The sequence below is a fragment of the Kamptonema sp. UHCC 0994 genome (assembly GCF_029167235.1).
Lineage (GTDB): Bacteria > Cyanobacteriota > Cyanobacteriia > Cyanobacteriales > Microcoleaceae > Kamptonema.
Window position 1 is genome coordinate 53,474 of record NZ_JARFTR010000242.1, and the last position, 17,829, is coordinate 71,302.

Consider the following 17,829-nt stretch of genomic DNA (forward strand, 5'->3'; position numbering starts at 1 on the left):
ATCTACCCAATGAGCAATTCTCCCACACCGTAAACTACGCTACGTTGCACAGGTAAAGTACATTGCCTTCGTAACATGAATACCAATCCTCAACCCAAACCACCTTTTTCTCAAACGAATCAGGATACACCGGAAATTGGGGGAGGGTTGCCCGTCATTGAATACTGGGCAGAGCATACGCTATCGCCAGAAGGTCCAAAGCTGTGGAAAACGTTATTGCACCATAGTGCTTGCCTCTCCTGTTCCTGGGGCACTGGCGGACAAAAGGGAGGGTTTACGAACGAAGAAGGCGAAAAACTGCAACGCTGCATGAAAAGCGTTGAGGCAATTTCAGCCGAGATTAAACCGGCCATTCGAGAAGAATTCTTCGATACTCACTCGCTCGCCCAATTACAACGGTTAACTTCTATGGAAGCTGATCGCCTGGGAAGGTGGAGTTTTCCAGTGATTCATCGAGCTCGCAGCGATCGCTACGAGCGGATTTCCTGGGAGGAGATCTATACCATTGCCACGGCTGCGTTCCAAAAACCACCACAACGAGTCGCCTCTTATAGTTCCGGGCGTGGCTCCAACGAAGCGGCGTTTCTACTGCAACTGATGTTGCGAACCTTGGGATCAAATAACTTGGCGGATTGTTCGGATCTATGCCATGCACCTTCCACCACGGCACTGAAGGAGATGTTTGGTACTAATACCTCGATCGTCAGTTTGGAGAGCCTGAAGCAGGCAGATTGTGTTGTATTAGCGGGAGCCAATTCCTCCTATAACCATCCTCGTTTGATGAATGAGTTGATTAAACTGCGCGATCGCGGCGGCAGGGTGATTGTAATTAATCCCGTGATGGAAATCGGCTTGGTCAAATTTGGCTCTCCCGCCTTCCCCATTAAATCTCTGATTCCCGGTTCAGACATTGCTTCGCTCTATCTTCAGCCGATTCCTGGTAGTGATGTGGCATTGTTTGTCGGCATTCAGAAAGCACTGATGGAACAGGGGTATGTGGATCGGGCTTTTCTGCAAGCGCACACTGAAGGCTGGCAAGCTGTATTGGAACAAGCGCGATCGCTCGACTGGAACACCCTCACTACAACTTGCGGTGTTTCCCAATCCGAAATTGAAACCGCTGCCCAGATCATCGGCACATCTAAAGGAGTCGTCTTTGGATGGGCGATGGGCATTACGCAACATACCAATGGGGTTGATAACGTTTACAGCATTGCCAATACCGCCCTAATCAGTGGACAGATCGCTAAAATGGGAGCCGGAGTGATGCCAGTGCGGGGACATTCCAACGTGCAGGGTTTTGGCTCGATGGGTGTGACGGTAAAGCTCAAAGAAGAGATTAAGCAAGCATTAGAGCAGTTGTTGGGGCGATCGCTTAACTTGCCGAAAGGCTACCACACCCGCGATCTGATCGAAGCAGCAGTTGCCGGGAAAGTGGATAGTTTGCTCTGTGTGGGCGGCAATCTCTATGGTGCCAATCCCGATTCGGCACAGGCGAAACGAGCGTTGGGCAATATTGACACCATTATCTATCTCGCGACCAAACCCAACATTGGACACTTTAATGGACTGGCAAAAACCAATACGATCGTCATTCCCGTCCTCAATCGATTTGAAAACCCACACAAAACGACGGTGGAATCGGGTAACAACTTTGTGCGGCTCAATGATGAAGGCACAACCCACTTGAAAGATGCCGATTTGATTTCAGAAGTTGAATTCCTCACAGAATTGGCATATCGGTTGCTAGGTGAGTATCCCGTCGAGTGGCGCAAACTACAGGATACTCGTTACGTGCGGCAGTTGATTGCCAGAACTATTCCCGGTTACGAAAAGATTGGGGCGATCGATGATACGAAAGAAGAGTTTACTATCTCTGGACGCATTGTCACCGAACCTCACTTCAAAACGCGATCGGGCAAGGCGAAAATGTTTACGACTCCGTTGCCAACACTGACTTTACCAGACGTTAGCGAGTTTGGTATGGAAGAACCTGCCAATAGTCTTGTTCTGGCATTGATGACCGGACGCAGCTATTCTCAGCATAATACGGTGGTTTACAAAATTGGTGACAAGTATCGAGGGATGCCGCACCGTCACTGCATTTTAATGAATCGCTTGGATGCAGAGAAAATTGGGTTAGCAGAACACGATCGCGTTACTGTACAGGGTGATGCTGACAAACTCGACAATATCGAAGTGATTTACGGTGCTGTGCGGTCAGGTGCAGCGTTGATGTTCTATCCCGAAGTGAATGTCATTTTTAAGGCAAAAACAGAAACACGCTCTGGTACGCCTGCTTACAAACGGGTGCCTGTGCTGGTTTATAACAAGGAGCGATCGCCCAAAATAGCCCAATTGTGAAATTAAAGTCGTCTATTCTTCACTTGCATAAAAAGGAGGGATGGACGGTAGCAAGCGTTGCGGCTAAATTTCTCAAGTGCGCGCAAGCAATCGCTGTACTCGCTACATGGCAATTACCTTCAACTCAGCCTTACGGGAAATTAAAGTCACCACATCTGGTTTATTCGCTATTCGCAAATTATGTCTGTTCAGAAAGAGAGGGTATAGTCAGAGGCCAAGCGATCGCACCTCTGTACCATGAGCGTCCCTTAAGCTGCCAAGAACGATCCAGAACTCTACGCCTTACTTAGGGCTTACTGAATAAGTTAGTAAAAATCGCGTAGGCGTAGCCAGCCGTAGGCATCGCAACTAATGGGTGATTCAATCTCGGCGAAACATAACTTTTTGTTGACTATAACTTGCCCCGTGATAGCTTTTAATAATCATTGAACCATAAATAGGTGTGATTTTCGGTTTGTGACATAAAAACACACACAAAACCCGTCTTAACCAGGTAGAAAGGTTCATTACTAAAAAAGTAATAGAAATAGCTGTTTGTGAAGTATTATCAAGTTTTGTCATCACTCGATTCAAGCTAAATCTTCTTTTTCCTTGTCCAAATTTGCCCTCAATTGCATTTCTAATTCTTTCATCTTCTAAGGCTTGTTTCTTGGTTTCCTTACTAACATTTGCTGGTGGCCTTCCTAACGGAGGCCCACTGATTCTAATTCCTCTTTCTTTACACCAGGCTCGATTTTCCCTGGTTCGATAAATGCGATCTGCATGGACTGATTCTGGGTAATATCCTGTGTAATTTTTAAAGGCTTCTATTTGTGCTTTTAAGTCTCCTGATTCATTAAAGTTATCCCAACTTATCCGGTCTAAAAATACATATCCTTCAATGCAACTCGCTGACAGTTTAGCTCCAAACTCGACGGGTTTTCCTGCTTTTCCTCTCACAATAGGACGGATGTGCGGTTGACTTAAACTTACTATTCTGTCCTCTATACTCTGTTTTTTGTTTTCAAATAACCAGAGTTGTTGGCGATAGACTTCTGTGAGAACTAGCAAAGTTTTATACTGCTTTTGGCTCAGACTTTGTAGGGTCGCACCTAATTCGATTAGCTGTTCAATATGAGCGAGGTTTCTTTTGATATATTGCAGTTGTTTTTTAAGGGCTTGGATTTTTTTGTTTCGTAATGGTCGTCGTTGTTTGGCTACTGTTAAGTAGTCTTTTCTGGCTATTTTTCGGCTTTGTTCTGGGTTTCTTATTAATTTTTACTTTGAGGGATTTATAGAGGATATCGATGATTTTTTCGGTATGAACTCTGGCTCGGTTTAATAGTCCTAAGTCGGTGGGATAGCTAATATCTGCTGGGCACAGGTTGCATCTATGATTAATTTTCCTTGATTGGTTGATTCATTTTTTGCGTCCGAATCCTTTTTTTTTCGGGCGGTTTTGGGGTAGTTTCGCGCATTTTATTGACCATTCTTTCATTGACTTTCTTGATTAGATTCGCACTAATTCTTTGCCGAAAGTGGACTAATAGTGATGGGTCAAATGGGGCTTCATTACGCTCTGGTTGATTGGCCGATAAAGTATTGCAGGTATGGGTTTTCGCGGATCTGTTCTACTGTTTCTATATCGCTTATTCCCAGTTTTTCTTTGATGATTAATGCCCCTAATGCCATCCTAAATGATTTGGCTGGTGCTCCCATTTCGGTCGGGAAATTTTCAGCATATTCTGATTCAAATTCTGACGCCTGGGATTAGTTGGGCCATTTTCACCCAACGGTTATCTTGTGATAACCTTCCTTCAAAGGGGAGTTCAAAGTCGGATGGGGGGCTTGGGGCAAGCTCAGCTTTTCTATACACGCTCGCAGGTGGTGATGCACGGGTTTTGAGTCATTATACCTGTTTTTCTTGCACCCTTAGTACTTTTTTGGTCGGAAAATCCATACACTGTTTACTTTTCTCACTGATTCAGCAAGCCCTACTTAGCTTGATTGACGCACTGAGAGTAGGTCGAGTGCGGGAGCAACCTTTGGCAGAAGGCGAACTTAAAAACAGGCTCCTCACTGTATGAACCCGCAGATATCTATGCTGGAAACAGTCGTACCCAATGTAATAGAACACCAACAGGCTTGGTGGATGGCTGCAAGAGCAACTGGAGCGCACAAGCCAACTGAACTACAACTCTTGCTATAAAATGGCTACCGCCCTTGTTCCGAAGATTGATACGAATAGCTGCATAGCGAATAACTGGGTTAGAGTCGATTAAGGAGTTACCCCCTTAACCTCTCCTTCAAAACCGTGCTTGTAACTTTCGCTACACACGGCTCCTTGATAATTCCACCCTTGTTATGGGTACGAGTTATAACGGTTTGTCATCATGGTTTTCGCACCTTTCAATCCTACCTACACGGTCTTTATCAGTAGAGCCGTTAGTCCGGTTCTGATAAGTGTCAATGTTAGGGCTGACCTTGGGGTAACTTGACCCGTCTTTAGCCGTTTTTGAGTCGTGGCAGTGTCTGTGTAGAAGTTGAAGGTTATCGTAGGTATCTTTACCGCCTATACTTTTTGGTTTAATATGGTCAACTTCTACAATATCTGCACTGGTAAAGTACAGACCACAGTGAGAACAAATACCCTTTTGTTGCTTGATTAATTCTGATACTCGTTTAGGAGTATCTGGGTATTCTCCCCTTCGCTTACTCCAGTAAGACCAGTCACCATTGTAAGGACTAGCTTCGCCTTTCACCTTTGTGTGCCGTACAATTGCCGTGTCAGCGTGAAGGGTTAATGTTATCCCGTCTTCGGTTCTGAAACACCATTTGCGGTTGCCTACTGGTCGCCAGTATTTATCCACGTTGATGTCCCCTTTTCCCCTCGATTTTGCCCAAGCTCTTAATTTTTGCCACGTTAGGCTATCAACCTTCTCAAAGGTTGCCTTGCTAACTTTAGTTGAGTAATAGTTTGACCATCCCCTAATAATTGGATTGAGCTTGCTAATTAAAGCAGCTTGAGGGGCGGTTTTGTGGGTGTCTATTACCTCAGCAATCTTGGCTAGATGCACCTTTATTTTGGCTTTCGAGGGTGTAATTAGTGTGTTAAAACTGAGCGGTATTCCTTTTGTATTTTTGGCACATCGATATGTGCCAGTTTTAAATTGCTGTACATGGAACCCTAAGAACTCAAACCCGACATTACCTTCAATCTCAATGAAGGTGTGGGTTAATTTTGTTTTACTTGGCTTTAATTCCAATCCCATATCACTTAACCAGTCTGCAATTATCTCTTTACACTTCATAACTACACTCAAATTTTCGTGCATAATTACGAAGTCGTCAGCATAGCGAATTAGGCTAAGGGCTTGGCGATTATCTCGTTTAGTTCCTTTTAGTGTTTCCGCGTACTTTTTTACTCTTTCTTCCATACCATGTAGGGCAATGTTCGCCAGTAGCGGAGATATTACCCCGCCTTGTGGTGTACCCTCAAAAGTAGGGAATAATGAATCCTGCTCACAGTACCCTGCTTTTAGCCATGTCCTAATTTGACGGCTCAAGGTAGGGTATGTGTGTATTTTTGTGAGTAATGCTTTATGGTCTATACGGTCGAAGCATTTAGCAATATCAGCATCCAGCACATATTTTGCTTTTTGTTTGATACCGTCAAATATTGCCTCAATCGCATCGTGACAGGAACGCCCTGGTCTGAAGCCGTAAGAATTAGGCTCAAATTTTGCCTCCCACTCAGGCTCAAGCGCAGATTTTACTAACGCTTGCAAAGCGCGGTCTTCCATTGTAGGTATTCCCAGAGGTCGCTTTTCATCACTACCGGGTTTTGGAATCATTACCCGTCTAGTGGGTTTGGACTTCCCGGTAACTCTCAACCGTTTAACCAGTTTTACCCGTTGCCTGGGTGTTAGGGATTTTACCCCATCAACCCCAGCAGTATTCTTTCCTTGGTTATCTTGGGTAACTCTACGTACCGCTATACACTTTGCAGACCAAGACCTAATTAGGGTCTTTTGAAGTTTGCGAACTGCTTTAACGTCACCTCGTTCACTCGCTTGGAATATTCTCTTTTGCAACTTGAAAGTTACCCGTTCTAGCTTGCGCCAGTTGATATCTTTCCATTCCACCGTCAGATTTTTCTGCGTATTAGACATATATATTGCTACTTGGATTATTCCTTTGAAATTACCGAGTATCTGTCAGCATATCTCTACCATTACAGTAGAGCATTCGCTTCTGATACCATCCCGCTCTTAACTATCATTCGTTTAGCTACTTACTGGATTTCGACCTCTCCAGAGGTAGTTAAGAGTTACTTCGTTCCGATTACACATTTGATTGAGTCTTTAGCGCGATGCTCTCCACCGGGTTTATGGGCGGTGCTTATAAGTCGGAGCTACAACCGCTTATGCCCTATCCTTGCCTTTTGGCTTGGTGTTTATCAAGTCTTTACCGTACTTTTTTTTTCAGCGGGTTTATTCTTGATTCAGTCTTTTACACCATCAAAAGTTACGATGGTTCAAACGCATCTTTGCTTACGCTACGCATGGACTCTTGCTAGACAGGTTTCTGGGTTGACTCCCGAAAGTTCTGCCGTTTAACCCCGCTTTAGCCTAGTGGTTGCTACCCAGTAAACTAGGGGTTATGCTTTCACCTCTGCACTTGAGGGGTAGGACTTGACTCACGGAGCCTCACCTACAAATGTAATCAGTTGTCACTAACTGCCTGAGCAGCTAGGCTAACCGTCCCATAAGGGTTTGAATCCTTATTTTAGGTTAAACGAATCGCACGGGGCAATCTTTTAGGCAATCTTAACAGTCTATTCGATTAATTCGGCTTACTCAAGACAGTCTATTCAATTAGTTCGGCTTGCTCAAAACAGTCTATTCAATTAGTTCGGCTCAGCGAGAGATTGAGAGCAAATTATCAATCTTGAGCCTGTTTTGAATCAATTGCAATTTCCATTGCTTCAATTCAGGATTGCAGAGTTTGTTGTAAAAATCTTAAATAATTCTTAAGCGTACCAGGACGTGAAAAAACCTCAAAATTCACTTTTTTGGAGTGAGTTTTTTTGAGTTTTTCTGCATAAATTTGAGTTTTTTTGAATAAATTTGTGCAAGCTGCAAATTGAAGTGTTCGCTGTTTTTGGCTTAATTAGCAACAAAAAACTCATAAAAACTCAAATTTATGCAAATTTATGCAAATTTATGCAAGGTAGAAAGCTTGCACAAAAAGCAGAGATGGATGGTAGCAAGCAATGTTTTTGTGATCACAAATCTGACTGTTAAGTGCGGAAAGAAAAATAATGCACCCTCCTTTTACGGAAGCCTAACCGCAAGGTCGGGTTTAATACTTTTTTAAGCTTTAATGACAACTGTAACTGTTTGTACTACAAGTTAACTGAATATTGTCTCGACACAATAATGCTCCGTTTTTTGGCATAAAGCGATGCCTGCGGCTGGCTACGCCTACGCGTAGTCGGCTCCGACTGCACAAAAATTACCATTCTGACCCCGGCATAGATAATGTATGCTCGCATTATCGGCTCGCGCAACATTGAGCGGTGGGACAGTTGTTGCCATACCCATAGATCATCTCAACTTGGGACAGTGCGGTGAGTGTACTGACTTCAAAGAGAGCTACTACGAATCGACTTCCCGCGATCGCAAGAGCCTCGCGCATAGAACCCACCACTACCACCAGCTTTTTGCTCGCTTGTGACTACCATCGCCGGAGTCAGAGGGCACGCGATCGCACCTCAATGAACAATTTATACAATTAAAGGAAATTATCGTAGTCAATCTCTACTTTAATAAACCCTAATAGCCCTCTCCAATTGGGGGGGATAAAATCACCAGAATAGCGGGGTTCAATTACAGTTGTTAACTTGTATATTTACAAACAGTGATTACCGATTAAAAGCTATGAAAAATTTACCGAAAGTCAGACCCAGAGAGCAGCTATCAAGCCATATCCACATCCGCTTGACTGACTCCGATTACAGCCAAATTCAAACACTAGCTCACCAAGTAAACTTGAGTATGAGCGACTTCATGCGTCGTGCAGCTTTGAGGAGAACTATGCCACACCCTCTATCTGTATTTGATTTGAAAGCCTATCAAGTTTTATGCCAAATTAATGCTCAACTTAAAATGGCAGCAAACAACCTCAATCAGATGAAGAAAGCTTGCAATAGTGCTCTGGTATTGGGAGAACCCGTTATTGTTAATAGAGGACTCTTAGAAAATGTACAGCAACTTATTCGAGAGAACCAAACTGCAATTAAAACAATAGTTGCCAACCTCACCAATTCTACAGTCCGCTAATTCTTAATAAACCTCAGCAATTGATGTAATAAATCTACTGTGAAACGGCTATGATTGGCAAACAAATCAAAGGTACAGGCTTTCGTGGCTGTCTGAACTATGTGCTCGGCAAAAAAGATGCCGATTTAATTGGTGGTACTATGTGTGGACAAACACCTGAAGAACTTGCTGCTGAATTTGCCATTGCCAGACAACTAAGACCTAACCTGAAAATAGCAGTATTTCATGCTACTTTATCTGTCGATTCTACCCAGAAACTAGAAGTAGATGTTGACAATGACCAGCGCTGGCTGGCAATTGCAGCTAACTACATGAAAGCGATGGAATTTGACAATAATCAGTATGCAGTTGTCAAACACAGCGATACAAACCATGACCACATTCACATCGTTGCCAGTCGCATTCGCCTAGATGGAAGTGTCGTTGATGATAGCTGGGATTATTACAGAAGCCAAGAAGTAATCCGCCAGTTAGAAAGAGACTACAATTTAGAAGCTGTTACACCTAGTTGGGAAACATATAAGCGAGCTCCGACTACTGGAGAACACAGGTACTTACAAAGCAAGGGAAACAAGAGTGTCAGAGTGCAATTACAAGACCTAATTGATGAAGTCACCCAAGATCAGCCAACTATGCCAGAATTTGTTGAACGGTTGCAGCAACAAAGCGTAGAGGTGCAAGTAAAAACAACTCAAAGTGAACTAAGTCAAGGCATTTCTTACAAAATAGATGGAGTTGCTTTTAGCGGTACTCAATTAGGGAAAGCCTACACTTTTTCTGGATTGCAGAAGTATCGAAATGTTAGCTATGATCAAGGGCGAGATAACGCCCTAATTGATGCTTTAATGCAGCCACAACACTTAGAAATGGCTGGGGATGAAAAACAGGCAAATGAGTTAGAGTCGTTACAATCTGAGGTAGAAGCAACTGTACCTAAAATTCTGGCAACAGCAAATGAATTAGAGTTGCCACAATCTGAGATAGAAGTCACCGTACCTGTAATCCCTGCAACACCAAATAAATTAGAGTTACAACTATCAATGCTGCCAGAACAAAAGTCTCAGAAACAACAGAAGCAAGAAGAACATAAACCCCACCAATCATGGGGAAATGAAATTGCCCCAATCGTACTCGCTCTACTTGATTCTTATCAAGCAGATAGCCTTGAAAGTAACAACAAACGCTATCAAATCGATCGGCTTCCCGAAAGTTGCGATGTTGTAGTTCAGCGTGTAGATACCCTTGAACCCGTACCGAATTGTACACAGGTACTCGGTTTTAATTACTCCAAAAAAGGACTAAAAGTTTGGCACAACCTGCTAACTCAAGAGGATGTAGAACACTTTCAGGCCGTTGACCAGCAGTTGTCCGACAACCAGCAACAACTACAACAGCAACAAACACCGCAACAGCAAATTTTAGAAGCTCAACAAGAAAACCTACAAAACCGCACCATAGCTGAAGAGATCGTTCCCATTGCCGGAGCAGCATTAGAACACACACTACTTACTACTAAAACACCAGCACCAGCAATAGATTGGAACCAGTATCGCATTAGCTGGAATCGTCAAGAGCTAGAACTTGCCATAACCGTTTCTGACGGTAGAGGCGAGATTCTTCGAGCCAGTTTTGAAGACGACGGAACCTATCACTTACCAGCTTGCTCCGTTACACCAGAAGATGTGAAAAACTTTCAAACTTTGCGCCAAGAATTGCAGGAACAATTGCCCTACAAAGCACCTCAACTACAAAAAAGTTTATCCAACCAGCTACAGCGACAACCGCCTAGCCGCAAACAAATTGAACTCGACTGAACTTATCCCCCCAATTGGAGCGCTCCGATTTTACTGTTAAGATTCACTCTCTTAGCGGTAGGCAAAAGTCCATTTAATATTTTACAATCGTCGAAAGTTACCAACCATTATTCCACTTTACGCTGCAAAATCTTACCATGAAACTAGAAGAAATCACACCAATAATCACCCCCTACCGCTCCCTCCAAATTGGCGAATCTTTAATCGAAATTCTCAAACTAGAAGACGAATATTGCCTATCTCAGACTCAAGCAGAAAGAGCCATTGGCAAACAAGATAACTCTACTTTAAGATACCAGCTCGAACGAGCGCAACTGTGGAAATCACCTTGGAATAACTCTCTCAAAGTTAAAAAACAAGCCCCCAACGGCAAACTCGATCAAATCCGTACCATTCATCCCATCCCTCTCGAAATGGTCTATTTATATTGGCAGCTTCAAGCCCAAACCCGGCCCCAAGCTAAAGCCCTAATTGAAACACTCGGAGAAAATGGTCTTGAACAGTTTAAACAAATTGTTGATAGTGCTTTCAGGAGTTCTGAGCAATCACAACCCTCTATTTCCTACCAAATTAATCCGCCATTGAAGCCAGAAAATATCACGCCAACACACTCGCAAACGGAAACCAAAATCCAAACACAGCAACCAGTGGCTTTCACAAATATAGACTATACAGAGGAAATTCCTTGTGGTAAATTACTCAAGTTCAACAACTTTGAGATAGAAGTCTTCAAGTTCCATAACATCTACTGCCTTTCTCAAAAAGAAGTGTTTAAGACCATCGACAAATCACCTGCGGGAGCCGACATAGAATATTGCCTCCGACGATTTAAACTTTGGCACTCAACCTTACCAGAATTCATTATTATCAAAAAACTCTGTTGTCCGCCTCCTAAATATTTTTTAATCAATTTCCGCTTAGAAGCTGAACGCAACAATCGCATAAAACCTGTTCCTTTAAACATGGCTTACCTTTACTGGAAGGTTCAAGCTATTAACGGTCAGTTTCCAGCTATCGAACTAATAGAAGCTTTAGGAGATAATGGTTTAGAACGACTCATGGAATTAGCTGATGCTACTTTTAATGCCACTGTTGAAACCAAAGTAAAGAACGCCTTAACTCCCCAATCTAGCTATTCAGAAATAGTCACATTATCAGCCATTGACAAACCTGAATATCCGACCGTTCAACAAACAAGCCAAACTCAGGAAATCCATGAATGGCAGCAATTTAAGTTTGAAGGAAAACAAGTGCGGATGGTAGGAACACCGGATACCCCTTCATGGATAGCTCAAGATGTTTGTGATGTCTTAGGGATTGCTGAAGCCAGATCCTCAATGCGGGATTTTGATGAAGATGAGAGAGGCGTGCATACTATGCACATCACCGAAATCACTGGAAAACAACGGTTACAGCCAATGCTAACTGTTACCGAACCTGGAATGTACAGATTGCTCTTAAAATCTCGCAAGCCAATAGCAAAGCGCTTTAAGAGGTGGGTGTTTCACGAAGTGCTACCAGCTATTCGTAAAACAGGCTACTATAGTACCGATCGCTCCCGCGACAATTCTGAATTCTCTGAACTTGAACAGGACTTAGAGAGAGCAAAGCATGAAATCAAACAATATCAAGCAGAAAGCTACAAATTGAGACTGTCAATCGAGCGAACCAAATTTTCTTTTAACCATTTAGTTCAAGAAACAACCCACGTTTTCTCTCTCTTAAATAGCCTATGAGATATTGAGGGTAATTGTAAAAACCGCTGTCCATGTCCGTGAGGGAGCCGCTTTCAGCGGCTTAGTAGAGCTCACTCAATCCATCAGGAAATGAACCTAGCTCTCACCCTAAAACACCTTCCTGGTCTTAGTCCAACTGAAGTTGAAAAACTGAACCAAATTGGAATTCGCACCATTAGCGACTTACTCTACTATTTTCCCACAAAGCATCTCACCTATAAACGCACTCGCATTACTGAAGCAGTAGCAGGAAGTTACGTAACAATTGCAGGCAAAATTGTCAGTCACAGCATCTTCAACTGCCGAAACAACCCCAAACTCACTTTACAAAAGTGGATAATCCGTGATAAAACGGGTCGAATCACCTGCACTCAATTCTACCACCATAGCTATTACCAATCCCTGGCATGGCGTTCCGAGCAAATCGAACTTTACACCTCTGGTTCAATTGTAGTAGTGACTGGCCTCGTTAAAGAAGACAGCTATGGCAAAAACATCAACAATCCCGCTGTTCAAGTATTAAGTCTAAGTGATGCTAAAGCCAGCACAACTTCCATTGTACCTGTCTATAAACAATGCAAAGGGATTGCGTCAGAAACAATCGGAAAATGTACCCGCATAGCAATTAACTGCGTTGGTGAAATTACCGATCCGCTACCCAAAAAACTTCGCGCGAGTTTACAACTTACCCATTTGAAGGAAGCGATCGCATATATCCACTTCCCCCCTGACCATGAGGCGTTAGAAAGGGCAAGGCGGCGCTTAGCCTTCGATGAATTTTTCTACTTGCAACTGGGACTATTGCAGCGCCGATATGCCTTGCAGCAACAGCCGGGATGCCCCTTGGCTGCAACAGTCGAATTGCTAGGCAATTTCTACAAAACGTTACCTTTTGCCCTCACCAAAGCGCAGGAACGAGCCATTCTTGAGATTTTAACAGACATGGAACGCCCTGTACCCATGAATCGCCTGCTGCAAGGGGATGTGGGTGCTGGCAAAACTGTCGTAGCCACAGTTGCTATGCTGGCTGCCGTTGAATCCGGCTATCAAGCAGCACTCATGGCACCAACAGAAGTTTTAGCCCAGCAGCACTACCGCAAAATTAGGCAGTGGTTAGAACCATTGGGGGTAGAAGTCGCCCTACTCACTGGTTCCACTCGGACTCAACAACGCCAATACCAACTGAGGCAATTAGAATTAGGGCAAATTTCCTTGCTAATTGGTACTCATGCACTGATTCAAGACACTGTGAACTTTAAGAAACTGGGAATGGTTGCGATTGATGAACAACACCGATTTGGTGTCCAGCAGCGGCTCAAATTGCAGCAAAAAGGCGTTAGCCCTCACATCCTGACAATGACAGCTACACCCATTCCCAGAACTTTAGCACTGACACTACACGGCGATTTAGACATCAGCTTGCTCAATGAACTACCACCGGGGAGACAGCCAATTCAAACTCGGCTATTTACAAGTAGAACTCGCCGTCAAGCAGATCAGATAATTCGGCAACAACTCCAACTCGGCCATCAAGCTTATATCATTCTCCCTCTTGTCGAAGAATCTCAAAAGCTTGACCTCAAAGCAGCCATTGAAGAACACCGACAATTGAGTGAAAATGTCTTTCCTGATGTTAATATCGGGCTACTGCACGGCCGCATGAGTTCAGCAGAGAAAGAAACAGCGATCGCCAATTTTAACGCCAATCACACTCAAATTCTAGTATCCACCACCGTCGTTGAAGTAGGAGTTGATATTCCCAACGCCACCGTTATCTTAATCGAACACGCGGAACGATTTGGTCTGTCGCAATTGCACCAACTCAGAGGTCGAGTAGGACGAGATACTGCACAATCTTACTGCTTACTGATGAGTGATTCCAAGTCTAGCAATTCCAGAGAGCGACTTACGGTGATGGAGACTTCGCAAGACGGCTTTTTCCTAGCTGAAATGGATTTGAGATTGCGAGGCCCTGGTCAAGTGCTGGGTACTCAGCAAACCGGTCTTCCTAAATTTGCTACTTTGGATTTAGTCAAAGACCAAGCAATACTAGAACAAGCTAGGAAGGCAGCACAATTAGTTACTAAAAAAGACCCCACTTTGAAACGATGGCCTGAACTCTCGAAAGAATTGTTCCGGCGACAATAGGTTATTAAGGCGAGGGGGGGAGGGGGAGAATTTAACTCTGACTTCCTACTCCCTTCTCCGCCCTCACCTTCGCCTTCCCCTTCCTTTTTTAGATGAATAGCGTATATACTTAAAATACAACTATCCAAGATATTAAACACCATGAGTCAGTACAGCCATGCCTGCTAAAGATGCTTTTCACGAAGTCGTTAAAATTGCTCTCCAGAAAGATGGATGGCAGATTACTCACGATCCTTACACTTTACAAGCAGGAACTCTCGAACTTTACATTGACTTAGGTGCAGAAAAAGTAGTTGCAGCCCAAAAAGATGGACAGAAAATTGCCGTTGAAATTAAAAGCTTTATTGGCCCATCCAAAATCTCCGAATTTTACACAGCTTTAGGACAATTTATTAGTTATCGAGCAGCTTTGCAACAACAAGAATCTGACCGCATTTTATACCTGGCAGTACCCAGCAATGTCTACGATAGTTTTTTCACAATGGGCTTTATTCAGTCTTTACTTAAACAAAATCAAGTCCATATAGTTATTTATAATACAGCGGAGGAGGCGATCGCACAATGGCAAATGTAGACCTTTATAGGCAGCACATTCAAAATTTACTCTCTCAACACGCCAGTCTGGTTTGGGATGAGCGAATTCAGGCTCAAACTATCTTTGATACCGAACACGATCATTATCAATTAGTATATGTAGGCTGGCGCAATCAGCAGCGAATTTATGGCCCAGTTTTACACCTAGATATTATCGACAATAAAATTTGGATTCAGCAGGATGGAACCGAGGTAGGTATTGCCAATGAACTCGTAGAATTAGGAGTTCCTAAACAAGACATTATACTAGGTTTTGACCCCCCTAATATGCGACAATTCAGTGAATTTGCCATCGGATAAATCAGGTTTAATTTTTAAAATAATTAGCTTTTAAAAAAGCTACTTCTTTTAACATTCAATCTCTTTTATCAGTTGGCATAATTTTAACAACTGGCTGTTAAGTTTTTCCCACTCCCACTCCCCGCTATTGCTTTCGCCAACGTGCATCAACCCCTCGTCCCTGACATTGCAAACGTCCAGCATCCCTCTCCCGTCGTAATAGACGACGAATCAAATCAATTCCCACTGTCGGACACCGTTCCTGCAATTCCCTAACAGAAAATTCTTGAGGCAAATTGTTAATCGCATCCAATACAATTGCCGTTTTAGTTCCTTTTGCAGAAGTAACATATCCCACCCGTTGCTCAAATTCTCGATAGGCTGATAGCAGCATAACCCCCAAAAAATACTCCCACCAAGGTAATAAATTATGCTGCCCTTCATGCCATCCCTGGGAAGATTGATAAAGCGTATCGTAATAGCTTTCCTTCGTTCTCTCCACAATCCGTTCCAAACTAATAAATCGCCCCACCTCATAACCGGCTTTGTATAGCAGCAACAAAGTGAGTAACCTTGCCATTCGCCCGTTTCCATCTAAAAATGGATGAATACACAAAAAATCCAAAATATAAGTTGGAATCAGCAATAAAGGTTCTATCTCACCAGATTCCCAGAGGTGATTAAACCGTTCTTGCAAACGTTCCATTGCTGCGGGAGTAGCATAAGCTGGAGTAGGTCGAAACCTCACCAATTTAGTCCCATCAGGATAAGTAGCGCTAATTTCATTATCCACACTTTTCCAGCGTCCACCTGTATTAACAGCAAATTGGTAAAGGTCCCGGTGCAGTTGTAAAATGACTCCTGTACTAAAAGGAATATGAGTATAACTGGTGTGAATTGTAGTTAGCACATCCCGATAACCCGCAATTTCTTGTTCAGAACGATCGCGCGGTGTTGTTTTTTCGGCTACTAACTTCTTGATTCGTTCCAGGGGCACTGTAATACCTTCAATGCGGTTAGAAGATTCGGTACTCTGAATAACCGCCGCTTGGCGCAAAGTGCCTAAAACTTGTGGGGCCTGTTCTTTAAATAACTGTTGCTTTCCCTTGTACTCTCCAATTAGGCGAATTGTTTGAAGCAACCGTTGGTTAAGGGGTTGCTTTTCTATTAAACCTTCTTCAAATGATTGCATATTAATTTCACCTTTTTGTGATAATTATACTGCATAAAAAAGCTTGTCGAAGGGGAAGGGGAAGGGGAAGGAGAGAATTTAACGCTTATCGCAACCAAGGCGGTTAGGACACTCGCTCATTGATGAAACTCGCTTATTCTATTCACTTCTTTGTAATTTTGAGAATAAGGGGATGGTTGCTGAATCCAAGTGAACTAAGGAAGGATAAATTTGCGCTTTTCTTTGTTCAATAAAAGCTAACAATAACCTGGATTTTTTCGTTCCTTTACCTTCCTAAGTAATCTGCTTTTTCTACCCTTCCCCTTCCCCTTCCCCTTCCCCTTCCTTCAGCTTAAATAGCTAAGGCGATAATTAGTTTTAGCCATCTTCCTAGCTTCTGCTGTTGTCCAAGGTTTAACCGGAAGCAAATCAGGTTCAGATTCTAACAGCTTATAGGAAAAGAGATCGCCCGTTACTTCAGCAATGACAAAAGCAATAAACTTGCAACAGCTTAACGGCGCTTGTACTACCTGCTTCTCAGTAAACCTAACCACAATCCAATTCCACTCTAAAAATAATTGATTGCGGCGGATATCGGCCTCAGTATCACAACAGTGAGTCGGCTGCTTAGACTTGCCCGCATAAGGTTCATCAATCTCCACATCAATTCCTATCCCCGATGGAGTGTGAATTACAATAAAATCTGCTGAATAGCTTCTTCGAGATGACGGAATTTTAAACTCCGCTGCCTGTACAACTCCCTTAAAATACCGCTGCAAATATTGCAAAAAGCGTTCTTCACTTACCCCTTGTCGAGCTTGAGAACTGCCAATATAACTAACCCGAATTGACATCAAATCCTTGAGCAATCTATTTCTAGAATCAAAGTCAACTTTTACACTTTTTAAAACTGTATTCAACCCTTCTTTTTCCTGCTTAAAACTAGACAATTCTGGCTGTTTTTTTGATAATATCTCTTGTTGCTTATACTCCAAAACCTGCTGCTTATATCTAGATAATAGTTTTTGACGGCAACTAAACACATAACTATAAGCAGCCGCAATTAAACATGAATAAGCCGCTACTACCAACAGCATTTCCCACCATAGCCAACCCCAGGATATAGCAATCAGCGGGAGAGCGATCGCACCATAGAGCCAAGACACCCAAATTAACCACAGTAGCTTGACAGGTAACACTACAGGCGGTTGAGGCGGAGTCAGCAAAACAACAGGTTGTCGGAATTGTTGAGGTTCTTCAACTTGGGATGAGGTAGCACCACTAGAATTTACCTCGGACAAAGGATATTGATGGCAGAACTGCATTACTATTTTGGGGTAAAAAACTATGGGGTAATTCATCTCTTTAAATCCTCTTTTTTTAAGAGCGCTATCGCGCTA

The 17,829-nt window shown here is 43.1% G+C and carries 11 protein-coding genes and 1 pseudogene; 8 read left to right on the top strand and 4 right to left on the bottom strand.

What is annotated here, in order from left to right; genetic code table 11:
• Positions 1 to 75: 75 nt before the first annotated feature.
• The gene (locus PY364_RS21395; protein WP_275526080.1) at positions 76 to 2,364 is read left to right on the top strand and encodes an FdhF/YdeP family oxidoreductase; all 2,289 of its coding nucleotides are present in this window, start codon (positions 76 to 78) and stop codon (positions 2,362 to 2,364) included.
• A 360-nt stretch (positions 2,365 to 2,724) separates the two neighbouring features.
• On the opposite strand, the pseudogene PY364_RS21400 reads toward PY364_RS21395, so the two are convergent.
• Together PY364_RS21400 and ltrA are read right to left on the bottom strand one after the other, a co-directional pair.
• Positions 2,725 to 4,219, bottom strand: a pseudogene (locus PY364_RS21400) (IS5 family transposase).
• A 499-nt stretch (positions 4,220 to 4,718) separates the two neighbouring features.
• The gene (ltrA, locus tag PY364_RS21405) at positions 4,719 to 6,515 is read right to left on the bottom strand and encodes a group II intron reverse transcriptase/maturase (RefSeq protein ID WP_275526082.1); all 1,797 of its coding nucleotides are present in this window, start codon (positions 6,513 to 6,515) and stop codon (positions 4,719 to 4,721) included.
• Positions 6,516 to 7,890: 1,375 nt separating this feature from the next.
• Here ltrA and PY364_RS21410 point away from each other — a divergent pair.
• The 7 genes from PY364_RS21410 to PY364_RS21440 all read left to right on the top strand — a co-directional run bounded on the left by PY364_RS21410 (position 7,891) and on the right by PY364_RS21440 (position 15,279).
• Positions 7,891 to 8,082, top strand: coding sequence for a hypothetical protein (locus PY364_RS21410; RefSeq protein ID WP_275526084.1), 192 nt, complete (start codon positions 7,891 to 7,893; stop codon positions 8,080 to 8,082).
• A gap of 203 nt (positions 8,083 to 8,285) precedes the next feature.
• The gene (locus tag PY364_RS21415) at positions 8,286 to 8,687 is read left to right on the top strand and encodes a mobilization protein (RefSeq protein ID WP_275526086.1); all 402 of its coding nucleotides are present in this window, start codon (positions 8,286 to 8,288) and stop codon (positions 8,685 to 8,687) included.
• Between the two features lie 50 nt (positions 8,688 to 8,737).
• Positions 8,738 to 10,501 (top strand): relaxase/mobilization nuclease domain-containing protein, encoded by a 1,764-nt coding sequence (locus tag PY364_RS21420; protein ID WP_275526088.1) that lies wholly within the window; start codon positions 8,738 to 8,740, stop codon positions 10,499 to 10,501.
• A gap of 137 nt (positions 10,502 to 10,638) precedes the next feature.
• Positions 10,639 to 12,237: a BRO family protein gene (locus PY364_RS21425; RefSeq protein ID WP_275526090.1), complete on the top strand. Its 1,599-nt coding sequence runs from the start codon at positions 10,639 to 10,641 to the stop codon at positions 12,235 to 12,237.
• A 78-nt stretch (positions 12,238 to 12,315) separates the two neighbouring features.
• Complete coding sequence (gene recG, locus PY364_RS21430) at positions 12,316 to 14,385, top strand: ATP-dependent DNA helicase RecG (RefSeq protein WP_275526157.1); 2,070 nt, start codon at positions 12,316 to 12,318, stop codon at positions 14,383 to 14,385.
• A gap of 157 nt (positions 14,386 to 14,542) precedes the next feature.
• Positions 14,543 to 14,959 carry a XisH family protein gene (locus PY364_RS21435; RefSeq protein WP_275526092.1) on the top strand — a complete coding sequence of 139 codons (417 nt, stop codon included), beginning with the start codon at positions 14,543 to 14,545 and terminating at the stop codon, positions 14,957 to 14,959.
• The gene (locus PY364_RS21440) at positions 14,947 to 15,279 is read left to right on the top strand and encodes a XisI protein (RefSeq protein WP_275526094.1); all 333 of its coding nucleotides are present in this window, start codon (positions 14,947 to 14,949) and stop codon (positions 15,277 to 15,279) included. The genes PY364_RS21435 and PY364_RS21440 overlap by 13 nt, the downstream gene beginning before the upstream one ends.
• A gap of 124 nt (positions 15,280 to 15,403) precedes the next feature.
• Here the strand turns inward: PY364_RS21440 and PY364_RS21445 are convergent, their stop codons facing one another.
• Both PY364_RS21445 and PY364_RS21450 read right to left on the bottom strand, forming a co-directional pair.
• Positions 15,404 to 16,450 carry a Fic family protein gene (locus tag PY364_RS21445; protein ID WP_275526096.1) on the bottom strand — a complete coding sequence of 349 codons (1,047 nt, stop codon included), beginning with the start codon at positions 16,448 to 16,450 and terminating at the stop codon, positions 15,404 to 15,406.
• Between the two features lie 326 nt (positions 16,451 to 16,776).
• The gene (locus tag PY364_RS21450) at positions 16,777 to 17,790 is read right to left on the bottom strand and encodes a hypothetical protein (protein WP_275526098.1); all 1,014 of its coding nucleotides are present in this window, start codon (positions 17,788 to 17,790) and stop codon (positions 16,777 to 16,779) included.
• Positions 17,791 to 17,829: the final 39 nt, after the last annotated feature.